This window comes from Kribbella sp. NPDC050241 (genome assembly GCF_044459685.1).
In the GTDB taxonomy this organism is placed as follows: domain Bacteria; phylum Actinomycetota; class Actinomycetes; order Propionibacteriales; family Kribbellaceae; genus Kribbella.
This window is the reverse complement of the sequence record NZ_JBITJE010000002.1, coordinates 1,086,684-1,111,312: the sequence shown is the minus strand read 5'-3', so window position 1 is coordinate 1,111,312 and position 24,629 is coordinate 1,086,684. Positions and strand designations below refer to the sequence as shown.

General features: G+C 68.4%; 27 protein-coding genes. 7 read left to right on the top strand and 20 right to left on the bottom strand.

Annotated features, from left to right (window positions below; genetic code table 11):
• The gene (locus ACIBG5_RS13245) at positions 1 to 1,017 is read left to right on the top strand and encodes a sigma factor-like helix-turn-helix DNA-binding protein (protein WP_396391778.1); all 1,017 of its coding nucleotides are present in this window, start codon (positions 1 to 3) and stop codon (positions 1,015 to 1,017) included.
• On the opposite strand, the gene ACIBG5_RS13240 is transcribed toward ACIBG5_RS13245, so the two are convergent.
• Both ACIBG5_RS13240 and ACIBG5_RS13235 read right to left on the bottom strand, forming a co-directional pair.
• A complete protein-coding gene (locus ACIBG5_RS13240; protein ID WP_396391777.1) occupies positions 960 to 1,391 on the bottom strand; it encodes a DUF2000 family protein in 432 nt (143 codons plus the stop codon). The two genes, ACIBG5_RS13245 and ACIBG5_RS13240, sit on opposite strands and share 58 nt — an antisense overlap.
• 51 nt (positions 1,392 to 1,442) lie before the next feature.
• Positions 1,443 to 2,270: a M55 family metallopeptidase gene (locus ACIBG5_RS13235; protein ID WP_396391776.1), complete on the bottom strand. Its 828-nt coding sequence runs from the start codon at positions 2,268 to 2,270 to the stop codon at positions 1,443 to 1,445.
• A gap of 13 nt (positions 2,271 to 2,283) precedes the next feature.
• On the opposite strand from ACIBG5_RS13235, the gene ACIBG5_RS13230 reads away from it, so the two are divergent.
• On the top strand, positions 2,284 to 3,087 hold the full coding sequence (locus ACIBG5_RS13230) for an AraC family transcriptional regulator (RefSeq protein WP_396391775.1): 804 nt from the start codon (positions 2,284 to 2,286) through the stop codon (positions 3,085 to 3,087).
• On the opposite strand, the gene ACIBG5_RS13225 is transcribed toward ACIBG5_RS13230, so the two are convergent.
• From ACIBG5_RS13225 to ACIBG5_RS13195, 7 genes are all read right to left on the bottom strand, one after another.
• On the bottom strand, positions 3,077 to 3,298 hold the full coding sequence (locus ACIBG5_RS13225) for an SCO4848 family membrane protein (protein WP_360438868.1): 222 nt from the start codon (positions 3,296 to 3,298) through the stop codon (positions 3,077 to 3,079). The genes ACIBG5_RS13230 and ACIBG5_RS13225 overlap by 11 nt on opposite strands.
• 264 nt (positions 3,299 to 3,562) lie before the next feature.
• Positions 3,563 to 6,319 carry an AAA family ATPase gene (locus tag ACIBG5_RS13220; RefSeq protein ID WP_396391774.1) on the bottom strand — a complete coding sequence of 919 codons (2,757 nt, stop codon included), beginning with the start codon at positions 6,317 to 6,319 and terminating at the stop codon, positions 3,563 to 3,565.
• A 266-nt stretch (positions 6,320 to 6,585) separates the two neighbouring features.
• Positions 6,586 to 7,305 (bottom strand): FadR/GntR family transcriptional regulator, encoded by a 720-nt coding sequence (locus tag ACIBG5_RS13215; protein ID WP_396391773.1) that lies wholly within the window; start codon positions 7,303 to 7,305, stop codon positions 6,586 to 6,588.
• Positions 7,306 to 7,477: 172 nt separating this feature from the next.
• Positions 7,478 to 8,254, bottom strand: coding sequence for a 3-oxoacyl-ACP reductase (locus ACIBG5_RS13210; RefSeq protein ID WP_396391772.1), 777 nt, complete (start codon positions 8,252 to 8,254; stop codon positions 7,478 to 7,480).
• Entirely contained in the window at positions 8,255 to 9,601 is a 1,347-nt protein-coding gene (locus ACIBG5_RS13205) for an aldehyde dehydrogenase family protein (protein ID WP_396391771.1), read from the bottom strand.
• Positions 9,598 to 10,311, bottom strand: a complete 714-nt coding sequence (locus ACIBG5_RS13200; RefSeq protein WP_396391770.1) for a gamma-glutamyl-gamma-aminobutyrate hydrolase family protein — start codon at positions 10,309 to 10,311, stop codon at positions 9,598 to 9,600. The genes ACIBG5_RS13205 and ACIBG5_RS13200 overlap by 4 nt, the downstream gene beginning before the upstream one ends.
• Entirely contained in the window at positions 10,292 to 11,650 is a 1,359-nt protein-coding gene (locus ACIBG5_RS13195) for a glutamine synthetase family protein (RefSeq protein WP_396391769.1), read from the bottom strand. The genes ACIBG5_RS13200 and ACIBG5_RS13195 overlap by 20 nt, the downstream gene beginning before the upstream one ends.
• Before the next feature lie 179 nt (positions 11,651 to 11,829).
• Between ACIBG5_RS13195 and ACIBG5_RS13190 the strand changes: the two genes are divergently transcribed.
• Together ACIBG5_RS13190 and ACIBG5_RS13185 are read left to right on the top strand one after the other, a co-directional pair.
• A complete protein-coding gene (locus ACIBG5_RS13190; RefSeq protein WP_396391768.1) occupies positions 11,830 to 12,771 on the top strand; it encodes a zinc metalloprotease in 942 nt (313 codons plus the stop codon).
• Positions 12,772 to 12,804: 33 nt separating this feature from the next.
• A complete protein-coding gene (locus tag ACIBG5_RS13185; RefSeq protein WP_396391767.1) occupies positions 12,805 to 13,941 on the top strand; it encodes a D-alanyl-D-alanine carboxypeptidase family protein in 1,137 nt (378 codons plus the stop codon).
• On the opposite strand, the gene ACIBG5_RS13180 is transcribed toward ACIBG5_RS13185, so the two are convergent.
• Genes ACIBG5_RS13180 through trpS form a run of 3 tightly spaced genes read right to left on the bottom strand, consistent with a single transcriptional unit; the run spans position 13,938 to position 16,622 of the window.
• On the bottom strand, positions 13,938 to 15,008 hold the full coding sequence (locus tag ACIBG5_RS13180) for a YihY/virulence factor BrkB family protein (RefSeq protein WP_396391766.1): 1,071 nt from the start codon (positions 15,006 to 15,008) through the stop codon (positions 13,938 to 13,940). The two genes, ACIBG5_RS13185 and ACIBG5_RS13180, sit on opposite strands and share 4 nt — an antisense overlap.
• A 28-nt stretch (positions 15,009 to 15,036) precedes the next feature.
• Entirely contained in the window at positions 15,037 to 15,549 is a 513-nt protein-coding gene (locus tag ACIBG5_RS13175) for a 2'-5' RNA ligase family protein (protein WP_396391765.1), read from the bottom strand.
• Between the two features lie 8 nt (positions 15,550 to 15,557).
• Entirely contained in the window at positions 15,558 to 16,622 is a 1,065-nt protein-coding gene (gene trpS / locus ACIBG5_RS13170; protein WP_396391764.1) for a tryptophan--tRNA ligase, read from the bottom strand.
• A 72-nt stretch (positions 16,623 to 16,694) separates the two neighbouring features.
• On the opposite strand from trpS, the gene ACIBG5_RS13165 reads away from it, so the two are divergent.
• Positions 16,695 to 17,240, top strand: coding sequence for an alpha/beta hydrolase (locus ACIBG5_RS13165; protein WP_396391763.1), 546 nt, complete (start codon positions 16,695 to 16,697; stop codon positions 17,238 to 17,240).
• 4 nt (positions 17,241 to 17,244) lie between these two features.
• On the opposite strand, the gene ACIBG5_RS13160 is transcribed toward ACIBG5_RS13165, so the two are convergent.
• Both ACIBG5_RS13160 and ACIBG5_RS13155 read right to left on the bottom strand, forming a co-directional pair.
• Positions 17,245 to 17,649 carry a hypothetical protein gene (locus tag ACIBG5_RS13160; RefSeq protein WP_396391762.1) on the bottom strand — a complete coding sequence of 135 codons (405 nt, stop codon included), beginning with the start codon at positions 17,647 to 17,649 and terminating at the stop codon, positions 17,245 to 17,247.
• A 228-nt stretch (positions 17,650 to 17,877) separates the two neighbouring features.
• Positions 17,878 to 18,123 carry a hypothetical protein gene (locus tag ACIBG5_RS13155; RefSeq protein WP_396391761.1) on the bottom strand — a complete coding sequence of 82 codons (246 nt, stop codon included), beginning with the start codon at positions 18,121 to 18,123 and terminating at the stop codon, positions 17,878 to 17,880.
• 97 nt (positions 18,124 to 18,220) lie between these two features.
• On the opposite strand from ACIBG5_RS13155, the gene ACIBG5_RS13150 reads away from it, so the two are divergent.
• Positions 18,221 to 18,547 carry a helix-turn-helix domain-containing protein gene (locus ACIBG5_RS13150; protein ID WP_396391760.1) on the top strand — a complete coding sequence of 109 codons (327 nt, stop codon included), beginning with the start codon at positions 18,221 to 18,223 and terminating at the stop codon, positions 18,545 to 18,547.
• A gap of 57 nt (positions 18,548 to 18,604) precedes the next feature.
• On the opposite strand, the gene ACIBG5_RS13145 is transcribed toward ACIBG5_RS13150, so the two are convergent.
• From ACIBG5_RS13145 to ACIBG5_RS13125, 5 genes are read right to left on the bottom strand one after another with little or no spacing between them, the layout of a single operon-like run.
• Positions 18,605 to 18,751, bottom strand: a complete 147-nt coding sequence (locus ACIBG5_RS13145) for a hypothetical protein (protein ID WP_396391759.1) — start codon at positions 18,749 to 18,751, stop codon at positions 18,605 to 18,607.
• A gap of 16 nt (positions 18,752 to 18,767) precedes the next feature.
• On the bottom strand, positions 18,768 to 19,661 hold the full coding sequence (locus ACIBG5_RS13140) for a carbohydrate ABC transporter permease (protein WP_396391758.1): 894 nt from the start codon (positions 19,659 to 19,661) through the stop codon (positions 18,768 to 18,770).
• Entirely contained in the window at positions 19,658 to 20,653 is a 996-nt protein-coding gene (locus tag ACIBG5_RS13135) for a carbohydrate ABC transporter permease (protein WP_396391757.1), read from the bottom strand. The genes ACIBG5_RS13140 and ACIBG5_RS13135 overlap by 4 nt, the downstream gene beginning before the upstream one ends.
• A complete protein-coding gene (gene ngcE / locus ACIBG5_RS13130; RefSeq protein WP_396391756.1) occupies positions 20,650 to 22,068 on the bottom strand; it encodes an N-acetylglucosamine/diacetylchitobiose ABC transporter substrate-binding protein in 1,419 nt (472 codons plus the stop codon). Before ngcE ends, ACIBG5_RS13135 begins: the two co-directional genes overlap by 4 nt.
• Before the next feature lie 24 nt (positions 22,069 to 22,092).
• Complete coding sequence (locus tag ACIBG5_RS13125; protein ID WP_396391755.1) at positions 22,093 to 22,875, bottom strand: sugar isomerase domain-containing protein; 783 nt, start codon at positions 22,873 to 22,875, stop codon at positions 22,093 to 22,095.
• A 256-nt stretch (positions 22,876 to 23,131) separates the two neighbouring features.
• Between ACIBG5_RS13125 and ACIBG5_RS13120 the strand changes: the two genes are divergently transcribed.
• Positions 23,132 to 24,121 carry an N-acetylglucosamine kinase gene (locus ACIBG5_RS13120; RefSeq protein ID WP_396391754.1) on the top strand — a complete coding sequence of 330 codons (990 nt, stop codon included), beginning with the start codon at positions 23,132 to 23,134 and terminating at the stop codon, positions 24,119 to 24,121.
• Between the two features lie 48 nt (positions 24,122 to 24,169).
• Here the strand turns inward: ACIBG5_RS13120 and ACIBG5_RS13115 are convergent, their stop codons facing one another.
• Complete coding sequence (locus tag ACIBG5_RS13115; protein WP_396391753.1) at positions 24,170 to 24,553, bottom strand: YciI family protein; 384 nt, start codon at positions 24,551 to 24,553, stop codon at positions 24,170 to 24,172.
• Between the last annotated feature and the right edge of the window lie 76 nt (positions 24,554 to 24,629).

The window sequence follows — 24,629 nt, the reverse complement described above, 5'->3', positions numbered from 1 at the left end:
GTGAACGTGTCTCGCAGCTGCTTCCGCCGGGCCACCGTCTTCCACGGCCTGATCAGCCGCACCGGTCCCCCGGCCGACGTCGTACCCGGCCTGTCTCCGGACCACGTCGCCAGCCTCGACGCACTCCGCCGGCTGCCGTGGGAGCAACGCGAGGTCATCGCGCTCCATCACCTCGTGGACCTGCCGGTTTGCGAGATCGCCGCCCAGCTCGGCATCCCGGAAGGCACGGTCAAGGCGGAGGACGGCACCGGGCGGCGGTGGGTGCTCGGCGACACCGCCTCGAGCAAGTCCGTCCTGGCCTGGACCGACGACGGCACGACGTGGCACCGGCAGGACCTCGACCCGGACCACACTGCCACTGCGCTCGCGGTCAGCCCGGACCGCCGCACGATCGCCGCCGTCGTCTCGACGGACCCAGCACCGACCACGGCCACACCTGGACCCGCTTCACTCCCCGCTAGGCGAGACCAGACTCCAGCAGACCCAGTAGTCAGTCCCGTCAGCCCGGTAACGGGCGCCGGCGTCGAATCGCCAGTCGGCGACGAGGTGCCGCGCGCCTGGCGGCGGCTGGCGGTATTGCGCGAGCAATCCGGCGAGTTCGTCGAACCGGGCGTCGATCCCTCCATGCGCCGGATGGCTCTCAATCCCAGCGGAGCCGGCCTCGTAGCGCTGGTTCCAGCGCACGAAGATCTCCCACTGGTCCCGCTCCAGCGCAACCACGGCCTCGCTCGCCGGCCAGACGACGTACTCGTCCAGATCACCGTCGACGTCGTAGCACTGGAAATAGTGCGTCGCACCTTCGACGGCGACGAGCCCGGCGCGGGGACCGTCAACCCAGTCCAGCTCGACGGCCCGGGATCTGCGGAGCTGCAGGCCATCACAATGGGCGCATACCGGGTCTCAGCAGTCGCCGGATGCCCACGGCTCGGCCGTTGTGATGGCCTGGCCGTCCGCTACAGCTACGGGTGCATGTGGGCGCCCTTGAGGGTCTTGTCGACGGCGTTCTTCGGGCCGTAGAGGGCGATCCCGACCAGGTCCAGTTCCTCGGTGGCGACCGCCTTCACGGCCGCCCGATTGTCCCGGTCGTTGCCAGTGGCAAACAGGTCCTGGGTGAACACCGAATGCTCGATCCCACGCTGCAACGCCCGCTGGTGCGCGATCGCCATGAACTCCTTGGACCCCTCGAACACCAGCACCGGCTGCCGGAACATCGGCAGGTAGGTCACCCCATCCGCATCCTCATAAGGCTCCCCCACCACCTCAGACCGCGTCCCCGCGATCCCACTCACCAAGAACGCCGCCACATTCAACCGCTGCCAAACCGCCAAATCCTCCCGCAGCACCACAGCAATCTTCGTCTCGAACCTGATCGGCTCATTCGCACTGTCCACACCCCCAGAGTCCCGCCCACCCAGACTCCGGTCTTGTACGTTCTTCACCTCTTAGCAGTACGGAGGGTTGGTGGTTACTGCGGTGGCGACGCGGAGGAAGAGGTTGAACAGGCGGTAGAGGGTGAGCATGTCGGCCTCCACGGTGACGGTGCGGTCGTCCTGGCGGGTGACGCCAGGGATCGCGGTGAGGTGGGAGACGACGGAGGCGGACTGCCAGCGGACGGTCAGGCGGCGGGTGGTGGACGACGCGGTGATGAAGGGGAGGGAGCGCAGGGCCTCGGTGGTGGTGGATTCGATGGCGGCGCGGGCCTCGAGGACCGGGACGAGTTGGGCGGCGAAGCGGTCCTTGGCCTGCTTGACGGCGACCGTGCGTACGCCGGCGTCCCACGCCCTCATCTCGGCACAGGCCGTGTCGTCGCCGGTCAGCACCGCGACCGGTACGCCGTACGCCGCGGCCCCGGCGTGGAAGAGGCCGATCTCACCGGTGACCTGATCGTCCAGCCAGATGTCCTCGATCTCGTGGCCCATGAAGCTGTGGCTGAGTACGCCGAGCACCCCGGCCCGCGCGTGGTAACCGACGCAGAGGACAGCGTCGTACTCGCTGGTGAGGCCTTCCATCATCCCCATCGGCTTCGGGCGCCCCTTGATCAGCGTGGCGCGTGGGTCGAGCAGGTCCGGCAGCAGGTTGCGCATCGGGCCGTGGGCGTCGTTGACCAGTACGGCGGTCGCACCGGCGGCGTACGCACCGCGGACAGCGGCGTTCACGTCTTCGGTCATCATCACCCGGCCACGCTCGTAGTCCCGGCCCGGCGGCTGGACGTCCTCCGCGTCGACCAGTCCGGTGATGCCCTCCATGTCCGCGCTGATGTAAGCCTTCACGGGACGCAAGCGTATGTTCTTGACTGTGAGCGGTGGCGCCGAGGTCAAGGCGTGGCGGCCCGAGCTGAGCGGGGTCGTCGAGGTCCTGCACGCGCACTTTCCGTCCCACGCGTACCCGAGCCACACGCACGACGCGTGGACCGTGCTGATCGTGGACGAGGGCGTGGTGCGGTACGACCTGGACCACCGCGAGCACGGACTGGCCCAGGCACAGGTCTCACTGCTGCCGCCGAACGTCCCGCACGACGGGCGGTCGGTCCGGCCCGAGGGCTTCCGCAAGCGCGTGCTGTACCTGAAGCCCGAGCGGCTCGGGCTCGACCTGATCGGTGCGGCCGTGGACCAGCCCGAGTACGTCGATCCGCTGCTGCGGCACCGTCTGCACCAGTTGCACGGCGTACTGCTGGACGGGCGGGAGGACCTGGAGGCGCAGAGCCGGCTGACGCTGATCGAGGTGCGGCTGCGGCAACATCTGCGGCGGAACGTGCTCGACCCGCCCGATCGGCGCGATCCCGGGATCGCTGCGCGGCTCCGCGACGTACTGGACGCGAACGTGCCGGCCGGGATCACACTGGACGACGCGTCGAAGCTGGTGCCTGCGCATCCGGCGCATCTGGTGCGGGCGTTCAGCCGCGAGTTCGGGATGCCGCCGCATCGGTATCTGACCGGGCGCCGGGTCGACCTGGCCCGGCGCTACCTGCTCGACGGGCATCCGCCCGCGGACGTGGCGACGCTGGCCGGGTTCTACGACCAGTCCCACCTGAACCGGCACTTCCGCAAGATGCTCGGGGTGACGCCGGCGAGCTTCGTCAGGCGTTGACCTTCTGCGCAGCCTTGTAGGCGCGGACGCCCCAAGTGCCGAGCAGGACCGCGATCAGCAGGTTGACCACGATCAGGATGGTGTGGGCGACGTAGTACCCGGTCGGTCGGCCCTCAGTGGCGGCCAGGTTCTTGATGAAAGTCACATAGGTGACGACGTTCCAGACCGCGATGCCGAGCAGCACCAGCGCGTGCTTGCGTTCGAGTTTCACCCGGCCATTGTCCCCGGCGTTGAAAAACGGGGCGGCCGCGCCTCACTCGGCCGCCCCGCCCGAGGGGCGAGCTCCTGTCATCGACCTTGGTTCATGGTCGGCGCGGCGGCAAGCGATCCAACCTACCCACGGGTCACCTCAAGGGTTTCCCTGCGGGAGGCGGACCTGTGCCACTCATCAACCCACTCACAAGGATGCAGAGCGCACCGCGCTGAGCGTGGAGCGATCGACGCCGCGGGCGTTGGTGAGTGCGGGGCGTCCGGCTCACCCGTGGGGGCGGTCGACCATCCGGAGGAGCTGGGTGCGGTTGGCGACGCCGAAGCGGCGGTAGAGCCGGGTCAGTTGGGACTCCACGGCCTTGACCGAGAGGTAGAGGGCGGCGGCGATCTCGCGGTTGGTGGAACCGTCGCGGACCATCGCGACGATCTGCTGCTCGTTGTCGGTGAGCTCCGAGGGCTGGCGGCTGCGGCTCGGGACGTCGAGGCGGGCCAGTTCGGTCTCGGCGACCTCGCGCCACGCGGGGGCGCCGTACGCCTCGAACTGCTCGATCGCGTCCAGGAACGCCGTCCGCGCCACCGACCGTCGGCGCGCCTGCCGGGCCACCCTGCCGCGGGTGAGCTCACACCGGGCCAGGTCCAGCGGGTACACGCGGTCCCCCGCCGTGGCGATCGTCTCCTCCAGCAGATCCAGCGCCGCGGCCGGATCGCCCTGCTTGGCGATCAGCAACGCCTCCGACCGGGCCAGCCCGACCCGCACCACCGCACGGTCCAGCGTCTCCGCCCGGCCCCGGATCTCCGCGATCAACTCCGCGGCGTCCTGCAGTCGCCCGGCCGCGACCAGCGCCTCGGCATAGTCCGCATGCCAAGGGATCACCGCCGGGTCGAACGGCATCGCCGCCTCGCCGGAGTCCGCGATCGCGTCGAACGCCTCCACCGCCCGCTGCGGATCACCCGTCAGTACGCCGATCAGCCCGAGACTGGCCAGCGCCGGACCGGTCCACTCGTCGTTGCCGACCAGGCGGACTCCTTCCAGCGCCGCCTCCGCGAGCTGCCGGCCCATCGCCGCCGTACCGCCGGCCCACTCGGCCCGGCTGGCGATGACCATGCCGACCTCGGCCTCCTCGCCGATGTCCTGCATCAGCTGGTAGCACTCGTGCCCGGCCGCGAGCGCATCCGCTCCGCGCCCGCTGCGCTCGTAGATCGCGGTCGCCGAGATCAGCACCGACGCCAGCCACCGCATCGCACCGCCGTCGCGCACCTCGTCGACCAGCGAGCTGATCGCCGCGATCGCCGCGTCGGTCCGGCCGCGGAACAGCTCCCGCATGGCCGCCATCTGCCGGGCGTTCACCACGGCCTTGGTCAGCGGCAGCCCGAGCGACAGCTCGGCCGCCTGCTGCAGCAGAGCGTCCGCGGTCTCCTCCGCGTCCCGTGACATCAGCACCGAGCTGGCCGCGCTCAGCGCGTCCACCAGAGCCTCGGTGTCACCGCTCTTCCGCGCCAGCGCCTCTGCGACCCGCGCGTCCTCCTGGGCGGCGTCGAACCGGCGATCGAAGTACTCGCTGTGGCTGCGCATGATCCGCACCCGCGCCTCGAGCAGCTGGTCACCGGCGGCGGCCTCGAACGCCTCGGACAGGATCTCGACCCGGCGGTCGTGATCCGGCCAGGCGGCGTCCACCAGCAGCAACAGCGCGGGCACCCTGGTCTGCGGCTCGGTCGCGGCGCGTACGGCGAGCCGCGCCATGTCGGCGGACTCCGCGAGATGACCGGCGGCCGCGGCATCGTCGGCAGCTCGCGTCAGGCGCCGGGCCCGTTCGTCCGGCAGGCTGGACGGCGTACGCTCGGCGGCCAGTCGCCACAGGGTGGCAGCGGCACCTGGCGCACCCCGGCCGGCCGCGACGGCTGCGGCCTCCTCGATCGCGCAGGCCAGCTCGGCGTCGGCCTCCTGGGTGGCCAGGGCACGATGGGTCGCGTTCTCGACCGGTTCGCCGACCACGGCCGCCAACTGTGCGTGCGCCTGGCGACGGGCCGCCGAGGTGGCTTCGGCGTACACGAACTCCCGCAGCAGCGGGTGCGCGAACCGGAGCCGCTCGGAGGACACGTCGATCAGCCCGAGCGACTCGGCCTCGGCCAGCTCAGTGTCGATCGGCCGTCCGAGCGACTGCGCCAGCTGGGCCGTGGTCGGCCGCGGCGACGAGGCTGCGTGCAGCAGGAGCTCGTGCGCGGAGGAAGTGAGGTCGGACAGCCGGTCGCCGAGCAGCGTCTTGAGCCGGCTCGACACCGGGAGCGGATCGTTCGGCGAGACGCCTTGCGGATGCCGCAGCACCGCCCGGCCGAGCTCCAGGGCCATGAACGGGTTGCCGGCGCTGGCAGTGAAGATGCGGCGAGCCGTACGCACGGGCAGCGGGCTGGAGAGCCGCTGACGCAGTAAACCGAGCACGTCCGGCTCTGTCAGCGGCGGGACCTCCAGTTGCAGCACCGGCTCCGGGCACGCCTCGGCCATGACCGGCAGATCGCCGTCAGCTACCTGCTCGGTGGCCAGCATGTGCACGCCCTCGGACAGCCGGCGGGCGCAGAACGTCAGCACCTCCAGGCTGGACGGGTCCACCCACTGGATGTCGTCGACGACCAGCAGCACGGGCCCGTTGGCCGCGAGCCGACGCAGCACATGCAGTACGGCGAGGCGCACGGCCAGCTCGTCCCGAACCGTGTCGGGCGCACTGGCCTTCAGCAGGGCGACCTCGAGCGGCTGACGGAGGTGGTCGGGCAGGACCGTCCAGGCGAGCTCGAGCTGATTGGACAGCAGGTCGAGGAGGGTGACATACGGGAGACCGGCTTCGCTCTGGGACGGGGCGGCGCTGAGGACGCGGCACCCGGCGCGGGTGCGGTCGGCGACCAGCGCGCGGCCCATGGCCGACTTGCCGATCCCGGTCGGGCCATAGAGCAGCACGCTGCCGCTGGTCTCGAGCTGCTTCTTCGCACGCTCGACCAGTCCGGCGCGCCCGACCAGCTCGTCGTCAGTCATCGATCCCACATACTCCTCGAAGGATTACCCTCGTCGATTATCACAGTCAATGACCGGACGACACGGCGAGTGTCACATGAGGAAACCATCCCGTCACCATCCTGTCACCCGACGCTGCCCAGATCCGAGCAGTCAGGCGGCACGATGGTGCCGGGGCACGGATCGCCCACCCCGACGTTGTAGACAAAGGACACACCTGGCCCGGTACCCAGCCAGAGGTGTGTCCAGCCGGTGATCGGATGAATTCGCGGGCACTGGCTCACGGGTCAGGCGAGAAACGCGCGCAGCAAGGTGGCGGTGCCGGACAGGTGCTCCTGCATGGCCTGCCGGGCGGCCGGGGCGTCGCCGGCCAGGATGGCCTCGACGATCGCCTCGTGCTGTTCGTTGGAGTGCCGCAGATTGCGTTCCAGCAAGGGGATCGCGTCAAGCAACTCGTTCAGCCGCATCCTGACGTCCGCGGTCGCCGATGTCAGCGACGGCGACCCGGAGACCTCGGCGATCGCGAGATGCAGCCGCGAGTCGAAGCGGCGGTAGTCGGACAACCTGGCGGCCGACGTCTCCGCGAGACAACGCCGGAGATGCTCCTGCTCGGCGTCGCTCAACGCGCGGGACGCCGACGCTTCCGCTGCCCCGGTCTCCAAGGCAGAGCGCAGTACCAGGGCGTCCTCCAGCCCGTCGCCCAGTTCGCGGGCGAGCCGTTTGGCCGGCGTACGACGGGGTTTCGGCAGCTGCGTGTTGACGAACGTGCCGCCGTACCGCCCGCGCCGGGACTCGACGTACCCGGCCTCGGTCAGCGCATGGATCGCCTCCCGCAGGGTGACCCGGCTGACGTTCAGCCGGGCCGCGAGGTCGCGTTCGGACGGGAGCCGGTCGCCAGGGACGACGACGCCGAGCTTGATTGCCTGCAGCAACCTCTCGACCGTCTCCTCGAACGGGTTGCCCGTCCGGACCGGCCGGAACACCGCGTCGTCTGCCTGGGCGACCATGAGCACAGACTAGTGCCCTGCGTCGGAGATCCCTTGAGCGATTGCGGTGTCCAGGTGCGTGCATCGCAAGGCGGAGAAGCGTCCTCGATGCGGAGCATCGTGGATGCTTCTCCAACGCCGCGAGGTGCGTGCCTGGGCGCCGCAAGCGCCAAGGGATCTCCGACGCAGGGCACTAGATCGGGGTGACGTAGGCGCCTGAGATTCCGCCGTCGACGAGGAACGTGTTGGCGGTGATGAACGACGAGTCGTCACTGGCCAGGAAGGCGACCGCGGCCGCGATCTCCTCCGGCTCACCGAACCGGCCCATCGGCACATGCACCAGCCGCCGCTGCGCCCGCTCCGGATCCTTCGCGAACAACTCGGTCAGCAGCGGCGTGTTCACCGGACCCGGGCAGAGCGCGTTGACCCGGATCCCCTGCCGCGCGAACTCGACGCCGAGCTCGCGGCTCATCGCGAGTACGCCGCCCTTCGACGCGGAGTACGAGATCTGCGATGTGGCCGCGCCCATGACGGCGACGAACGATGCGGTGTTGATGATCGAGCCGCGGCCCTGGCGTTGCATGTAAGGGATCGCGGCCTTGCAGCACAGGTACACCGAGGTCAGGTTGACCTCCTGCACCTTCCGCCACGCCTCCAGTCCGGTGTCCAGGATCGACGCGTCCTCGGGCGGCGAGATGCCCGCGTTGTTGAACGCGATGTCCACGCTGCCGTACGTGTCGTACGCCTGGCGGAAGAGGTTCTCGACCGCGGCCTGGTCGGTCACGTCGGTGGCCACGAACAGCCCGGCGGCCTCGTCCGCGGCGGCCTTTCCGGCGGCCGGGTCGATGTCGCCGATCACGACCTTGGCCCCTTCGGCAGCAAGGCGTCGTACCGTGGCCAGGCCGATCCCGCTCGCGCCGCCGGTGACCACCGCGACCCGGCCTTCCAGCCGGTGTGCCTGTGAGTCCATTCAGTCCTCCGTGCTGATGAAGATGTTCTTGGTCTCGGTGAACGCGTCCAGCGCGTCCGGGCCGAGCTCACGGCCGAGCCCGGACTGCTTGTAGCCGCCGAACGGCGTGGAGTACCGCACCGACGAGTTCGAGTTGATCGACAGATTGCCCGCCTCGACACCCCGGCCGACTCGCAGCGCGCGGCCGGTGTCGCGCGTCCAGATCGAGCCGGACAGGCCGTACTGCGAATCGTTCGCGATCCGCACCGCGTCCGCCTCGTCCTCGAACGGGATCACCGCCACCACCGGCCCGAAGATCTCCTCCCGCACCGCCCGATCACTGGCGGGCGCGAGAACAGTGGGCGGGAACCAGAATCCCGGACCTTGTGGCGCTGTGCCCTGAAAGGCCGGATTCTCGACGTACGACGCAACCCGCTCCAGCTGAGCCTTGGAGATCAACGGACCCATCTCGGTCGCCGGATCCGACGGGTCGCCCACCGTGAAGTTCTTCACCGCGGGCTCCAGCAACTCCAGGAACCGGTCGTACGCCGACCGCTCCACCAGGATCCGCGATCGCGCGCAGCAGTCCTGGCCGGCGTTGTCGAACACGCCGTACGGCGCCTGAGCCGCGGCCTTGTCCAGATCCGCGTCCGCGAAGACGATGTTGGCCGACTTCCCGCCGAGCTCCAGCGTCACGCGCTTCACCTGGTCGGCGCAGCCGGCCATGATCTGCTTGCCGACCACGGTCGACCCGGTGAAGACGACCTTGCGGACGGCCGGATGCGTGACGAACCGTTGCCCGACGACCGTTCCCTTGCCCGGCACGACCTCGAACACACCCGGCGGCAGTCCCGCCTCGAGCGCCAACTCGCCGAGCCTCAGAGCGGTCAGCGGCGTCAGCTCGGCCGGCTTCAGTACGACGGTGTTGCCGGCCGCCAGCGCGGGAGCGAAACCCCAGCCGGCGATCGGCATCGGGAAGTTCCACGGCACGATCAGGCCGACCACGCCGAGCGGTTCCTGGAAGGTGATGTCGATGCCACCGGCAACCGGAATCTGCTTGCCGAACAGGCGTTCCGGGGCCGCCGAGTAATAGGTCAGCACATCGCGGACGTTGCCGGCCTCCCAGCGGGCGTTGCCGATGGTGTGGCCAGCGTTCTCGACCTCCAGCGCGGCAAGGCTCTCCAGGTCCGCGTCCACCGCGTCGGCGAAGCGGCGCAGCAACCGGCCGCGATCCGCCGGAGCGACGTTTCGCCACGTATGGAAGGCCTCCGCGGCTCTGCCGATCGCCGCGTCCGCCTCCCGCTCGGTGGCCAGGGCGATCGTGCGGACCACCTTCTCGGTGGCCGGGTTGATCACGTCGTACGTCATGAACGGCTCCTCGCGGCTGCGATCAGGGCGGCGAACAGCCGCGCGTCCTCTGCGTCCTCCTCCGGGTGCCACTGCACACCGAGGGCGAAGTCGTGGCCGTCGACCTCCGCCGCCTCGACGATCCCGTCGTCCGCGCGGGCCGTCACGGTGAGGCCGGGTGCGACGAGGTCGAGGCCCTGGTGGTGGTGGCAGCGCACGCTGCTGCGGTCACCGAGGAGTCGCGCCGTCAGGCTGTCCGGCTCGATCTTCACGTCGGTGCGACCGAAGATCCCCGGTGACGGGCGGTGCTCGTCGTGCGCGCCGAGGTCAGGCAGGTGCTGGTGCAGCGTGCCGCCGAGCGTCACATTCAGCATCTGCAGACCGCGGCAGACCGCGAGCAACGGCAGGTCCCGGTCGAGCGCAGCCCGGATCAGGACCGCCTCGTGTTCGTCCCGGCCGGGACGGGTGTCGACCGTCTCGGGGTGCCGTGCGGCGTCGTACCCGGCCGGATCGACGTCGCACCCACCCGAGATGATCAGAGCGTCGAGCGCCTCGAGGACCGTGGGATCGGTGCCTACCGGCGGCAGCAGCAGCGGTACGCCGCCGGCGTTCGCCACGGCGTCCAGATAGACCCGCGGCAGGATCGCGGCCTCGCGTTCCCACACGCCCCAAACCACCGGCTCGAGGTACGTCGTGATGCCGATGCGGGGTCTAGAGGCGTTCGAAGCCACGGATGCGCTCCCAGTCGGTGACGGCGGCGTCGTACGCGTCGAGCTCGACGCGGGCCGCGTTGGCGTAGTGGTCGACCATCTCCTCGCCGAACGCGTCGCGGGCGATCTTCGAGCCGGTGAACAGCGCGGCCGCCTCGCGCAACGTGACCGGTACGTGTTGCCGGTCGGAGTCGTACGCGTTGCCCTTCAGCAGGGGCTCGAGCTCCAGTTCGTTCTCGATGCCGTACAGGCCGGCGGCGACGATCGCGGCGACGGCCAGGTACGGGTTCACATCGCCACCGGGGAGACGGTTCTCGACCCGGAGCGAGTCGCCGTGGCCGACCACGCGGAGCGAGCAGGTCCGGTTGTCCAGGCCCCAGGCGACCGCCGTCGGCGCGAAGCTGCCGCGGACGAACCGCTTGTAGGAGTTGATGTTCGGCGCGAGCAGGTAGGTGAACTCGGACAGGCAGGCGAGCTGACCGGCGATGAACCGCTCCATCAGCTCGGAGAACCCGTGCTCGCGATCACCGGCCAGTACGGCGTCTCCCGCGGTGGACCGGAAGCTCAGGTGGATGTGGCACGAGTTTCCCTCGCGTTCGTCGTACTTCGCCATGAACGTGAGGCTCTTGCCGTGTTTCGCGGCGATCTCCTTCGCACCCGTCTTGTAGATCGAGTGGTTGTCGCAGGTGACGAGGGCCTCGTCGTACCGGAAGGCGATCTCGTGCTGGCCGAAGTTGCATTCGCCCTTGGCGGACTCGACGTACAGGCCGGCGCCGGTCATGCCGTTGCGGATGTCGCGCAGGAGCGGCTCGACCCGGGAGGTGCCGAGGAGGGAGTAGTCGACGTTGTACTGGTTGCCCGGGACCAGGTCGCGGTAGCGCTTGTCCCAGGCCGACTCGAAGGTGTCGTCGAAGACCATGAACTCGAGCTCGGTGCCGACGTACGCCCTGAGGCCTCTGGCGGCGAGGCGATCGAGTTGCGCGCGGAGGACCTGGCGTGGTGACGCGACCACGGGGGTGCCGTCGAGCCATTGCACGTCGCAGAGGACCATCGCGGTCGCTTCCAGCCACGGGACGAGCCTCAGGGTGTTCAGATCGGGCGCCATCACCAGGTCGCCGTACCCACGCTCCCAGGACGACATCGCGTACCCGTCCACGGTGTTCATGTCGACGTCGACCGCCAGCAGGTAGTTGCACCCCTCGGTCCCGTGCCTCAGCACCTCCTCCAGGAAGTACCGCGCGCCACAGCGCTTCCCCTGCAACCGCCCCTGCATGTCCGTGATCGCCACCAGCACCGTGTCGACCCGCCCGGACCCGACCAGATCCCGCAACTCCTGCACCCGAATCCTGCCAGCAGCCACGTCCACTCCTCGGATCTATTGGTCTGCCCCCAGTCCATTGACTCAAGCCCAGCCGGTCCTGTCAATGCTGCGGCGTGGTGGTGCCGTGACACTGCGGGGCCTGGGCAGGGACCGGGGTGGCGCGGAAAATCGGGGGATTCGGCCGCACCGCCCAAGCGGCCCGATTCTGGAGGACCGCTATGCGATCTTTCGTCACCCGCCCCCGCGCCCTGGCCGTCTTGCTGGCCGGTACGGCGCTCGCGTTCAGTCCACTCGGAGGTCAGGCGACCGCCAAGCTGCCGGTCGACCAGGTCGGCAACCCGTGTCTCACCCCGGCCGACGGTCCCGCCGCCCGTGGTGGGTTCGGCGCCGACCACCGCGACCTGTCCGCGGCCGAGCAGCAGTCGATCGAGGCCAAGACGGCGCAGATCCTGAAGGCCAAGGCTGCCCGCGGACTGACGCCCCAGGCCGGAACGCTCGCCGCGGCGAGCGTTCCGGTCTACATCCACGTGATGCGCAGCAGCAGCGGCGCCGGCGACGTCACCGCGACCCAGATCAACCAGCAGATCGCCGAGCTGAACCAGGACTTCGCCGGTGGCGAGTCGTCGCAGGCCGCGAACACCGGCTTCACGTTCTACCTGGCCGGCACGGACCGGTTCAACAACAACACCTGGCACCGCGACGGCCAGAGCACGACGTACCGATCACAAACGCGCAAGGGTGGCAAGAACGCCCTGAACATCTGGCTGGTCGACTTCTCCTACCTAGGGATCGCGACGTTCCCGTGGGACTACGCGAGCAGCCCGTCGATCGACGGCATCCGGGTGCAGTACAGCTCCCTGCCCGGCGGCTCGGCGACGAACTTCAACCTCGGCAAGACTGCCTCGCACGAGGCCGGCCACTGGTTCGGGCTGTATCACACGTTCCAGGGCGGCTGCACGAGCACGAACGACTCCGTCTCCGACACGCCGGCCCAGAGCAGCCCCAGCAGCGGCTGCCCGACCGGCCGGGACTCCTGCTCACTGTCCGGACTGGACCCCATCCACAACTACATGGATTACTCCTACGACTCCTGCTACAACCAGTTCACTCCCGGCCAGAGCACCCGCATCAGCACCATGTGGACGGCCTACCGGGCGTGACGCAGGCACCCCAAGCCGTCTAGAGTGCCGCCGATGCGTTTGCTTCTGACGGCCTGCGCAACCACCGCACTGGTGGTCGCCGGACCTCTGACAGCGACCGCCGCCGGCCAGGGCCCACAAGGCCCGGTCGGCGGCGACCTGCTGACCGCGAAGCCGACGGTCGTCGCCGACGGGGCGGCACCGCCGGCCGTCCAGGCGTCGGCGTACGTGGTGGCCGACATCGACACCGGCGACGTACTGGTCGCGAAGGCGCCGCACGCGAAGCTGCGGCCCGCCAGCACGCTCAAGACGCTCACCGCGCTGGTCCTGCTGCCGCGGCTGAAGAAGTCCGATCCGGTCGTCGGTACGGATGCCGACGCGGGCATCATCGGCAGCAAGGTCGGCGTCTACCCGGGACTCCGCTACACGGTCGACCTGCTCTTCCAGGGCATGTTCCTGGCCTCCGGGAACGACGCCGTGCACGCGCTCGCCGCCCACGACCAGGGCGGCATCCCGGCGACGATCCAGCGGATGAACGAGAAGGCCAAGGAGATCGGCGCGCACGACACCCACGTGACCGACCCGACCGGTCTGGACGCGGACGGGCAGTTCTCCAGCGCCTACGACCTGGCCCTGTTCGCGCGGGCCGGCTTGGCCCGGCCGGACTTCGCGAAGTACGCGGCAACGAAGTACACGGCCTTCCCGAACGCCGGCAAGGCCGGCACGTACCAGGTCGCGAACCAGAACAAACTGCTGTTCGGCTACGACGGCGCTTTGGGCGTCAAGACCGGTTACACGACGCTCGCCCGCAACACGTTCATCGGCGCGGCGCGCCGCAATGGCCACACGCTGGTGGTGACGCTGATGAACGCACCGCACGGCGTGACCGAGGACGCCAGCAACCTGCTCACCTGGACCTTCAAGAACTACACCAAGCTCAACCCGGTCGGCACGCTGGTCAAACCGGCCGCGGCGGTGCCTCCGAAGGCTGAGACCGGCACCACCGAGGGCAAGATCACCACAAGGACCAGTACGGCGCACCCGCCGCGCAGCCGGACCGTGCTCAACCCCGGCCAGGCGGTGCAGTCGCTCGCCTTCCGCATCCCGGCTTGGGTGTACGCCGGTCCACCCGTTCTACTGCTCGGTCTGTTCCTCAGACGCCCCAAAGCACTCCGCAGACGCCGCCACTAGCGGCGAAGCGTACGGGCCGCCTTGGCGAGCTGACTCACCAGAGTCATCGCGGTAATACCCAGCACGGCCCCCGCGGCGACAGCGACCGTGTCCGCCTTGCGCTGCGGCACTGGCACCACCTTGTAGCGCTTCCCAGGCGGTCCGGGCAGCAGAGGCTCCTCCACGGACAGCTCAGGCGGCAGCGGCTCCTCCGCGATCCTCAGACGGCCCTCGTCGGACACCTCCCTGGCAGCGGCGTCGAGGGTCGCTTCCTTCGCCCAGGCCGCGACGACCATCAGGGCCCGGGTCATCAGGTAGATCCACACCAGCAGCGCCAGCGGCAAGGCCAGAGCGCCGTACGCCGCGTTGGTGCCGATGACATGGGTGACGTAGAGGCCGCCGAGCTTCTGTGCGAGGTAGTACAGGATGCCGCCGGCCAGCGCCGCGATCAGGGCGACCTTGCGCGGCAGGAGGATCCGCGGCAGCGCGGTCTGCAGGTAGAGGAACAGGATCGCACCGGCCCCGATGCCGACCACGATGCTGACCCCGTCGATGCCCCAGCTCGCCAGCCAGGTCTCCTCCAGGTCGGCGGCGTCCACGATCCGCGTCGACAGCCCGGTCAGGATCGAGGACGCGCCGGTGCTGATCAGTCCGATCAGGCCGAGGCCGACGAGCGCGCCGAGGTCCGCGAGCTTCAGCTTGACGAAGTTGCCGGGCTGGTCGTCCAGCTCGTGCATCGAGCGGATCGAGGCGCGCAGCGAGTCGATCCAGCCGAGCCCGGTGAACAGCAGGCCGACGGCGGAGATGAGGCCGATGGTGCCGGCGTGCGAGACCAGGGCGTCGACGTCGATCCGGTCGGCGATCCCGGGCAGGTTGTGCTCGAGGGTGTTCTTCAGCGTCTCGATCGCGTTCGGGCCGAGGAGCGAGCCGACGATCGCCCCGGCCAGCACGATCAGTGGGAACAGCGACAGGAACGCGAAGAAACTCGTTGCCCCCGCCAAGCGGTTGCCCCGGCGGTCGCCGTACCGCTGCCAGGCCCGCCAGACCTGCGTCCGGCTGAACCAGCGCCAGGCCCTCTTGATCCCCATGCTTCTCCTGTACCCCGGTAACGGAGTCTCAGCCTGCCAGGGGGAACGACCGTTGCGGGCGCCACACGCCGTCGGCACCGTGTTCGTACCGGCTGAAGGCGTCCACGTCGAAGGCACAGTCGTACTCCGCCAGGGCGTCGTACGCGCGGTCCAGCGCGTTCTTGTCCAGGTCGTGCGCAACCGTGACGTGCGGGTGGTAGGGGAACCGCAGGTCCACCTGCAGCGGTCCGGACCGGACCTGCGACTGCAGCACCTCGCAGGACGAGATGCCCTCAGCCAGCGGGACGAACACGACCGGGGAGATCGGCCGGAACGTCGCCGTACCGCGGAGCCGGATCCCGAAGCTCGGGAACCGGGCCGCGACCTCGAGCAGATGGTCGTCGATCAGGGCGAGATCGGCCGCTTCCACCTCGGTCGGCGGCAGCAGGGTCACATGGGTGGGGATCGACGCGGCCATCGGATCACCGAACTCGGCACGGAACTTCTGCAGCTCCGAGCCGTACGGCTCCGCGATCGGGATCGCGACACCGATCGTCGCCATCCTCGGCCCTACCGGCCCGACTCGCGGACTGCCGGTCCGGGCACGAAGCCCAGCCGGTCGTACACCCGCTGCAGGGTCGGCTCGGTGACGGCGCGCGCCCGCTCCGCCCCGGCGGCCAGGATCGCGTCCAGCTGCGCCTTGTCGTCGAGATAGCCGAGCGTCTTCTCCCGGAACGGCGTGACGAACTCGACCACCACCTCGGCCAGGTCCTTCTTGAAGTCGCCGTACCCGCGGCCCGCGTACTCGTCCTCGAGCTCGCTGATCTTGCGGCCGGTGAGTGCGGAGTAGATGGTCAGCAGGTTGGCCACACCGGCCTTGTTCTCCGGGTCGAAGACCACGTCCCGGCCGGAGTCGGTGACCGCGGAGCGGATCTTCTTCGCGCTCACCTTCGGGTCGTCCAGGAGGTCGATGATGCCGGCCGCCGACGAGCTCGACTTGCTCATCTTCGCGCTCGGGTCCTGCAGGTCCGCGATCTTCGCGGTCTCCTTGACGATGTGCGGCTCGGGCAGCCGGAACGTCTTGCCGAACCGGTGGTTGAACCGCTGTGCCAGGTCGCGGGTCAGCTCCAGGTGCTGGCGCTGGTCCTCACCGACCGGGACTCGGTCGGCCTGGTAGATCAGGATGTCCGCGGCCTGCAGGATCGGGTACGTGAACAGGCCGACGGTCGCGCGGTCGGCGCCGCCCTTGGCGGACTTGTCCTTGAACTGCGTCATCCGGCTGGCCTCACCGAATCCGGTGATGCAGCCCAGCACCCAGCTCAGCTGGGAGTGCTCGGGCACGTGCGACTGGACGAACAGCGTCGATCGCTCCGGGTCGATCCCGGCCGCGAGCAACTGGGCGACCGAGCGACGGGTCCGCTCCCTCAGTTGCTTCGGGTCGTACTCCACCGTGATCGCGTGCAGGTCCACCACGCAGTAGAACGCGTCGTGGTCGTCCTGCAGGGCCACCCACTGCCGCAACGCCCCGAGGTAGTTGCCGAAATGGAAGGAGTCCGCCGTCGGCTGGATCCCGGACAGCACCCGAGGGCGACGCTGGGAACCGGCTGCGGAGGGGTCAGACGCAGCAACAGACATACACCCGATTCTGCCAGCGCCCTCAGTCCACCCGGCACCGGGGCGGGTCTGCCGACTCATAGACTCGCGACTATGACTTCGCGCACAGTGGTCGTCCTGCCCGGTGGCCAGTTCGGTCCCGCCTCACCCCTTCCCATGTACGCCGGCGATGCCGCCGAGCAGCGGGGAGCGGAGGTGATCCGCGTGTGGTGGGACGAGCCGGATCGGCCGTTGACGCTGACTGACGACGAGCGGGGGCCGTGGGTCCTGCCGCAGGCGACGCGGGCGCTGGAAGGCACCGAGGGTGAGGTCCTGCTGGTCGGGAAGTCACTCGGCAGTTATGCGTGCCCCCTCGCCGCCGAGCGTGCTCTTGCGGCGGTCTGGCTGACTCCGAACCTGGCCAGCCCCTGGGTGGTCGACGGGCTGCGCCGGTCCACCGCGCCGTTCCTGCTGGTCGGCGGTACGGCGGACAAGTTGTGGGATCCCGTTCTCGCTCGCGAACTCACGCCGTACCTGCTGGAGGTGCCGGACGCGGACCACGGGATGTACGTCCCGGGCCGGCTCGCCGCATCGGCCGCCGTCCTCGGCCAGGTGGCAACGGCGGTGGAGGACTTCCTGGACCAGGTCGTCTGGCCTTAGCGCGTCACCAGGACCAGCCGCGGGAGGCCAGCTCCCGCTCCTCGAGCCAGCGCTTCTCCTCACTGCGTTCCAGGTCTGCCTCCCCCGGCACGCCGGCCAACCGGCAGGCCTCGTCGAGCAGGTCGTCGTACGCTGCCTCGACGGCCATCAACCGGTGTGCTCGCGCGTAGATCCGGGGCGTGGTCTCGATCCGCCGGATCTCGCCGGCCAGATGCCCGAGCCGGGTCTGCACCCACAACGTCGCGAACGGGTCGGCCTCAACACCCGCGCGACGGCGACGACGTAGGATCAAACGATCGATCGAAGGCTGCAGCCACCGACGCAGGTGCGACGGCTTCGAGTGCGGCAGCACGGCGTCGAGCAACGCACACAGAAACAAGAACAAGAACAGAACAGCCAACCACTCCATCACCCTCACTCCCACTTCGAGGCTACGGCGAGCCACCGACATTGGGCGAGAGCTTTTCCTCCTCTGTGTCGCTTCTGTAGGCAACCGGTCCTTGCCCCTACCCGCTAGTCACGCCCCGTGGCCAGGACCCGACTTCGTGCACCAGATCCGTACGCCGACACCGTCGCCATACGGATCTCGTGCACAAGGTGACCATTCCCGCAGAGCCGGGCCGCCGGGCCGCTCGCCCTAGGCGCTGGTCGGGGGGTTGCCGTCGACAGCGGCGGCGAGCTTCGGGACCAGCTGGTCGAGCACGATCGGCAGGCTCAGCACCGAGACGAAGCTGGTGGCGCCGTACAGCTGATGGTCGTAGTTCTCCTCGACGAAGACATCACGGCCCTCGGTGCGGACCCTGAGGTTCTTGTACAGCGGATCGGCCTTCAGCTTCGCGCTACCGCCCTTGGCCGGAAACCAAACCAGCGCCTGCTGATACAAGTCTTAGGTTCTACAAGTGAAAGCTTGTATTGTGGCTGGGCTGATGATCCGGACAGTTGAGCAGTCGGACCCGACCGATGAATGTGGTGAAGGAGGCATGACGACGATGGCACACAAGAACTGGAAGCAGATCCGTGCCGAGCGGATCACGACACCTGAGGCTGAAGCGCGAGTCGCCGCCGTCAAGAACGAGGTTCGTGCGGAACAGCGCGCCTACCGTCTCGCCGAGGTTCGCCAGCAGCACGGCCTGACGCAGGTCCAGCTGGCTGAGACCCTGAACATCAGCCAGGCGGCGGTCTCCTCGATCGAGCGCGGCGTGCTAGGCCGGTCCGAGCTCGGCACCATCCGCAAGTACGTCGAAGCTCTGGGCGGCAGGATCGAGATCGTCGCCGACTTCGGTGACGAGCGGCTGGTCCTCGGTTGACACGAGAAGCCGCCATCCCCGGTGGCTCTGGGGATGGCGGTTCGCAGGGTAGGACGCCTACTTCAGCGTGGCTTCGGTCAGGCCGGGCTGGACCTGGCGGTAGAAGACCTTGCCGACTCGGGCGGGTGCTCGTCGTACCGAGGAGCACCCGCTCGGGACCGCGCCGCCGGGCGCAGCGTCCAACGACGTCCGACGTGTCGGCACTCGCGGGAAGCTATTGCTACTTCACGCCTCCGGCGGTGACGGAGACCTGTAGTTGACGCTGGAAGATGATGTAGACCACCAGAACCGGCGCCACCGTGATCACCACGGCCGCGAACAACGCGCCGAAGTCCACCGCGTAACCGGCTTGCGATGCGAACGAGGCCATGCCCTGCGAGAGCACGTAGTGGTCCGAGTCGGTGTTCAGGGCAACGGGGAGCAGGAACTGGTTCCACAGCCCCAGGAAGTTGAAGATCGCGACCGACGCCATCCCCGGCCGCGCCATCGGCAACATCACCGAGAAGAAGGTGCGCCACTCACCTGCCCCGTCGATCTGCGCCGCCTCGTAGATCTCACCCGGCAGCGCTTTGAAGAAGCTGTGCAGGAAGAAGACGGTGAACGGCAGCGCGAACGCGACGTAGGTGATGATCAAGCCAGGCAGGGTGTTGAGCAGCGCGAGATTCTTCAGCACGAAGAACAGCGGCACGATCGCCAGGAAGACCGGGAAGGTGAGCCCGGCCAGCATGGAGTAGTAGATCAGCCGGTTGCCGGGGAACGAGAACCTCGCCAGCACGTACGCACACATGGCGCCGAGGATCATCACCAGCACCAGCGCGCAGCCGACGACGACCACCGTGTTCAGGAAGTAGCGACCGATACCGGCAGTCGTCCAGGCGTTGGCGTAGTTGCCGACTCGCAGCTTGCTCGGCAGCGCCAGTGGGTTACCCAGCACCTCTTGCGTCGTCTTGAACGAGGACAGCAGCGTCCAGACCAGCGGCAGGATCACCAGCAGCGACCACAGGATCAGCGCGATGTGCGCGGTCGTGGCCACGCCCTTGCCTTCTCGTGACCCCTTCCTGGGTACGCGGGACTCGGCGACGAGTCCGGCCCGATCGGCCGTAGTGGTTGTCATCGGCGTACCTTCCGCTCACGTCCGCCGGTCAGAGTGTTCACCAGGAAGACCAGGAACGCGAACAGCATCGTCACCGCGGCCAGGACCACGCCCATCGCTGTCGAGTAACCGAACTGCCCCTTGGTGAAGGCCGTGGTGAACAGTTGCTGGGGCATGACCAGCGTCGAGTTCTGCGGGCCGCCGCCGGGGTTCAGCGCCTGCATGTAGACGAAGGCGTCGAGGGCGGCGATACCGAGATAGATGTACGCCGTCTGCACGTTGTCCCGGATCAGCGGCAGGATCAGGGACACCGCCGTACGGAACCGGCCGGCGCCGTCGATCCGGGCCGCCTCGAACACCTCGGGGTCGATGCCGCGGATGGCGGCGATGAACAACACCATGTAGAAACCGACGAATCCCCAGATCATCACGAACATCGAGGCCGGCATCGCGGTCCGCGCATCACCGAGCCACGCGTAGTTCTCGAACTGGTGCAGCCCGATCTTCGACAGCACGGCGTCCAGGATGCCCGAGCCCGGCGTGAACACCTGGGCCCAGATCAGGCCGATCACGATCGCGGGGATCACGTACGGGAAGAACGAGACGATCCGGTAGAAGCCGGAGTTGCGCAGGCCGCGGACGGTCCCGGTGCCGGAGCCGCCGACTGTCACCAGCGTGGCCAGCGTCAGCGCCAGCACGATCGTCACCAACGGCACGACGATCGCGAGCTCGACGTTGTTGCGGACGGCCTTCAGGAAGATGTCGTCGTGGAACAGCTTGACGTAGTTGTCGAAGCCGACGAAGTTCATCCCCGAGGTGAACCCGGACCAGTCGGTCAGCGAGTACCACAGCGCCTGAACGAACGGTGAGACCACGAAGATCACGAAGACCGCCAGCGGCAGGCCGAGGAAGACGACCATGAAGCTGACCCGGTCGAAGGTCAGCGGCCGGCGCCGCCGGGGAGCGGACCGCTTGGGCCCGCCCCCCGGCACGACGTTGGGTGACACGGTCACTTCGTGACCGGGATCTTCTTGACGGAGCTGTCGTTGCGCACCTTGTCGGTGATCTGCTGCAGGCCCTTCGTCAGACCGGCCGCGTCGATCTGCCCGGACAGGAACGAGTTCCAGACCACGAGGTTGTCGGTGTTCATGCCGTACAGGCCGACGAACTGGTAGTCGAAGATGTTCGTGCCGGCCGCGTCCAGCATCGCGGTCTGCGACTGCAGGGCGGTCGAACCGAAACCGTCCGCGGGAACAAGACCCTTGACGATGGTCGGCGCCAGCCGCGTCTTGGCGAAGTTGGTGGCCGCCTCCTTGGACAGCATGGCCCGCAGGAGCTCCTTGCCGCCCGCGACGTTCTTGCCCTTGGACGGCACGATGAACGGCTCACCGGCCGCGCTGCGCAGCGACTCGTACGGCAGCTTCGGGCTGTCGGTGACCGTCGGCTCCGGCATCCCCTTCATCTGGAACCCGGACTTGGTGGCCTTCTTCATCTCGTTCTCGATCCACGAGCCCGAGGGGTACAGGATCGCCTGCTGGTCGTTGCTCCACTTCGCCTGCGCGGCGGTGAACTGGGTTCCGGCGCCGCCGGGCACGAAGTACCCGTTCTTCACCATGGTCTCCATGGCCTTGAAGACGCTCTGGAGCTGCGGCTGCGACCAGCAGTTCTCCTTGAGGTTCTCCAGCGCCAGCCGGACCTCGTCGCCACCCTCCTTGATCGCGGAGTCGACGGCCAGAGTGTGGTAGTAGGTCGCGGCTTCCTTGCCCCAGACGAACAGGTACTTGCCCTTCGCCTTGGCCTTGGCGCCGAGGTCGAGCAGCGCGTCGTAGGTCTTCGGCAGCTCCCAGCCGTTCTCCTTGAACAGGCTGTCGGAGTACCACAGGCCGTAGAGGGTGAGCACGTAGTTCATCGCGACGAACTTGCCGTCGTAAGTACCGGGGAGCTTGGCGCCGGGGTACAGGGTGTCGGCGATCTTCGTGCCCTCGTAGTTGTTGGCCTCGAAGACGTCGTCCAGCGGCGTGAGCTGGTCCAGGATCGTGCCGAAGCCGATCTGGGCCTTGCCGGAGTTGTCGATCAGGTCCGGCGGGTTGCCACCGACGAAGCGCGGCTGCAGCTGCTGGGCGATCTCGGTGGACGGGCTGACCTTGACCGTCGAACCCGCCTGCTTTTCCTGAACGAGGTTGGCCGCGAACGTCACGTAGTCGTAGCCGTACCCACCGTTGAAGATCACCGCCTCAATGCTCGACTTGTCCGCCATACCGAACGGATTGTCAGCGGTCTTGTCGGCGCTCCCACTGCCGGAACCGCTGTCGTCGCTGCCGCTGGCGGCACAGGCGGCAAGCAGCGTGCTGCCGCCGGTCGCCAGCAAGGTGCCGACCGCTGCGCGCTGCAGGAACAGGCGCCGCGACAGGTTGTTGGGAGTGGTCATTGGTCCCGCCTTCCAAGGAGTGTTTCACGCAGTACGCCGGATGCGACCGGCGTACCTTGCTTCAAGGGCGTGGTTGTGTTCGTCGCCGCCCGGGATGTTCGCAGACAGGTACACCGGTGGAGTCTCACCGGTGTCGGTGAGCCTACGCAGCACCTCGGCCACCAGCATCTGCGCAATCAGGGCGGCTGTGATGGACGACACGGCGCAGACCTTGCCCCCACCGGCGGGAAGGTCGAGCACGGAGTCGCCGTACGGCGCGTGGTTGTCGAGCACCACGTCCGCGAGGTCGATCAGTTTCTTGCCGGACGGATGGCGTGAGTCCATCCCACCGGTGTGTTGCAGCGAGGTGATCGCGATCAGTGGGTGGCCGTTCTCCTTCACCACTCCTGCGAACTCGACGATCGAGCCGTTCACCCCGGAGTTGGAGGCGATCACGAACAGGTCCTCGGGCTGCGGCTCGGCCAGGTCGTAGAGCCGGCGCGCGATCGACGGATCGCGCTCCAGTTCGCCGCCGCGCAGGACCTCGATCGATTCGCCGCCGAGCAGCACCAGATCGCGCAGAGCGATCCGGTTGGTCGCGATCAGGCCGCCGGCACGGCCGGCGATCTCCATCGCGAGCGCCTCGGAGTGGCCGGACCCGAAGGCCTGGATCACCCCGTCTGCGCGCAGAGCCTTGGTCATCAGGTCCGCGGCCTGCTGGATCGGACCGTCGATCTGCTCGGTGACCGCGGCCATGATCGGCGTCAGCGCGTGAACATAGTCCTGCGCGCTCACTCCGCCGGTCTCCCCCGGGTTACTGCTGGCCATCAGCGGCCCCACCCTCCACTAATGTGTTCGCTGCGACACTCCGGATGCCGACAAGTGCGCAAGTTTGCGGTTTGCTGGACAGAACTTTTCTCAACTGGCAGCTAAAGTCAAGGCTCATCTCACTCTTCTCGCCAGATCGGGACCGTTGCGTGACCTTGTTCTCTTGTGCTTGTTAAAGGGCTCTTTTGAGCAGTTTGGAGCATTGCGTATGTCGGTCGAACGCCCGCTGTCAGAACCTGCGGACTCGGTGGTCTTGATGCCAGCTTCGGCACTGGTCCTGGGCGGCGACCTCGGCGGCACCTCCACCCGGATCGTGATCGCTGACCATGAAGGCAACGTAGTGGGAAGAGGGGCCGCGGCCGGCGGGAATCCGACCAGCCACCCTGCAAGTGCGGCGGCCAACTTCGGCCAGGCGCTTCACGCGGCGCTGACCGGCCTGGATCCGACCGCGGTCAAGGCCGCTGTGGTCGGTGCGGCGGGTGGATCGGCGTTAGGACGCCCGGATGTGAAGGCGCAGTTCGACGCCGCCTGGTCCGGTGTGGGGCTCGTCGTGGAGCCGGACTTCATCGGCGACCTGGAGGTCGCGTTCGCCTCCGGCACGGCCGAGCCTGACGGCACCGTGCTGATCGTCGGCACCGGCAGCAACGCCGGTCTGGTCCGCGATCACCAACTGGTCCGCACCGCGGGCGGCCACGGCTGGTTGCTGGGCGACGAGGGCTCCGGATTCTGGCTGGGGCGGGAGGCTGTGCGCAGTGTGTTGCTCGCTCTCGATCTCGGCGAGCCGATCGGCCTCCTCGGCGAGGCCGTCGTCCAGGCGATCCTGCCGGACCGCGAGGAGCAGACGATCGCCTTGCGTGAGGGGTACGACGTACTGCGTGACGATTTGATCAGGACAGTGAACAGCCGACCGCCCGTCCTACTCGCCGAGTTGGCACGGACGGTCGTGACGGCGTACGAACAGAATGACGAGACCGCACGGGCTCTGGTGAAACGCGCAGCCGAATTGCTCATAGAAACAGTGAGCCGGCTCACGACAACGTCGGACAAAGGCCCGATGGTCCTCGCGGGAAGTGTCGCGGGTGAATCGTCACCGGTCGGCACATTGATCCGGGAAAACATTCATCGGCGGTTCTCCGGCGAGGTCCTGACCGCCCGGGACGGGGTCGGCGGCGCTACCTGGCTGGCCCTCGGCGCCCTCGACCCCGCCCTCGCGACCCGGGAGAACCACACCCGGCTGGTCAGCTAGGCCATACCTCTCACTTCCCCGCGTGCCGCAGGGAAGTGAGAGACGTACCTAGTCGAAAACGGAGGCCGGGCGGACCTCGACCGCGTAGAACTCGGCCTCCGGGATGGTCGCGGCGATCTCCTCGGCGCGTTCGGGGGTGGCCACGTCGACGAGGAAGACGCCGGCGAGCTGTTCCTTGGCCTCGGAGTAGGGGCCGTCGGTGGTGGCGCGGACGCCCTTGCGGACCCGGACCACCTTCGTGCTGGCCGGCGGCTCGAGCGGTACGGCGTTGATCAGCTCGCCGGATTCGTGCAGCTCGTTCAGGAGGTTCTCGAGTTGCGCGGCCAGTGCGTCGCGGGCCTTCTTCGGCAGCGCCCGGCCTTCCTCGGTGTGCAGGAAGGACGGGTGCGCCCAGGTGATCGGGTTGCTGTGAATCAGCAGCAGGTACTTCATGACGGTTCCTTTCGGAGTCTGGGTGGATCTTCGCAGCAGAGGTCGGAGGCAGCCCGGAGGACTCGACATTTCGCGT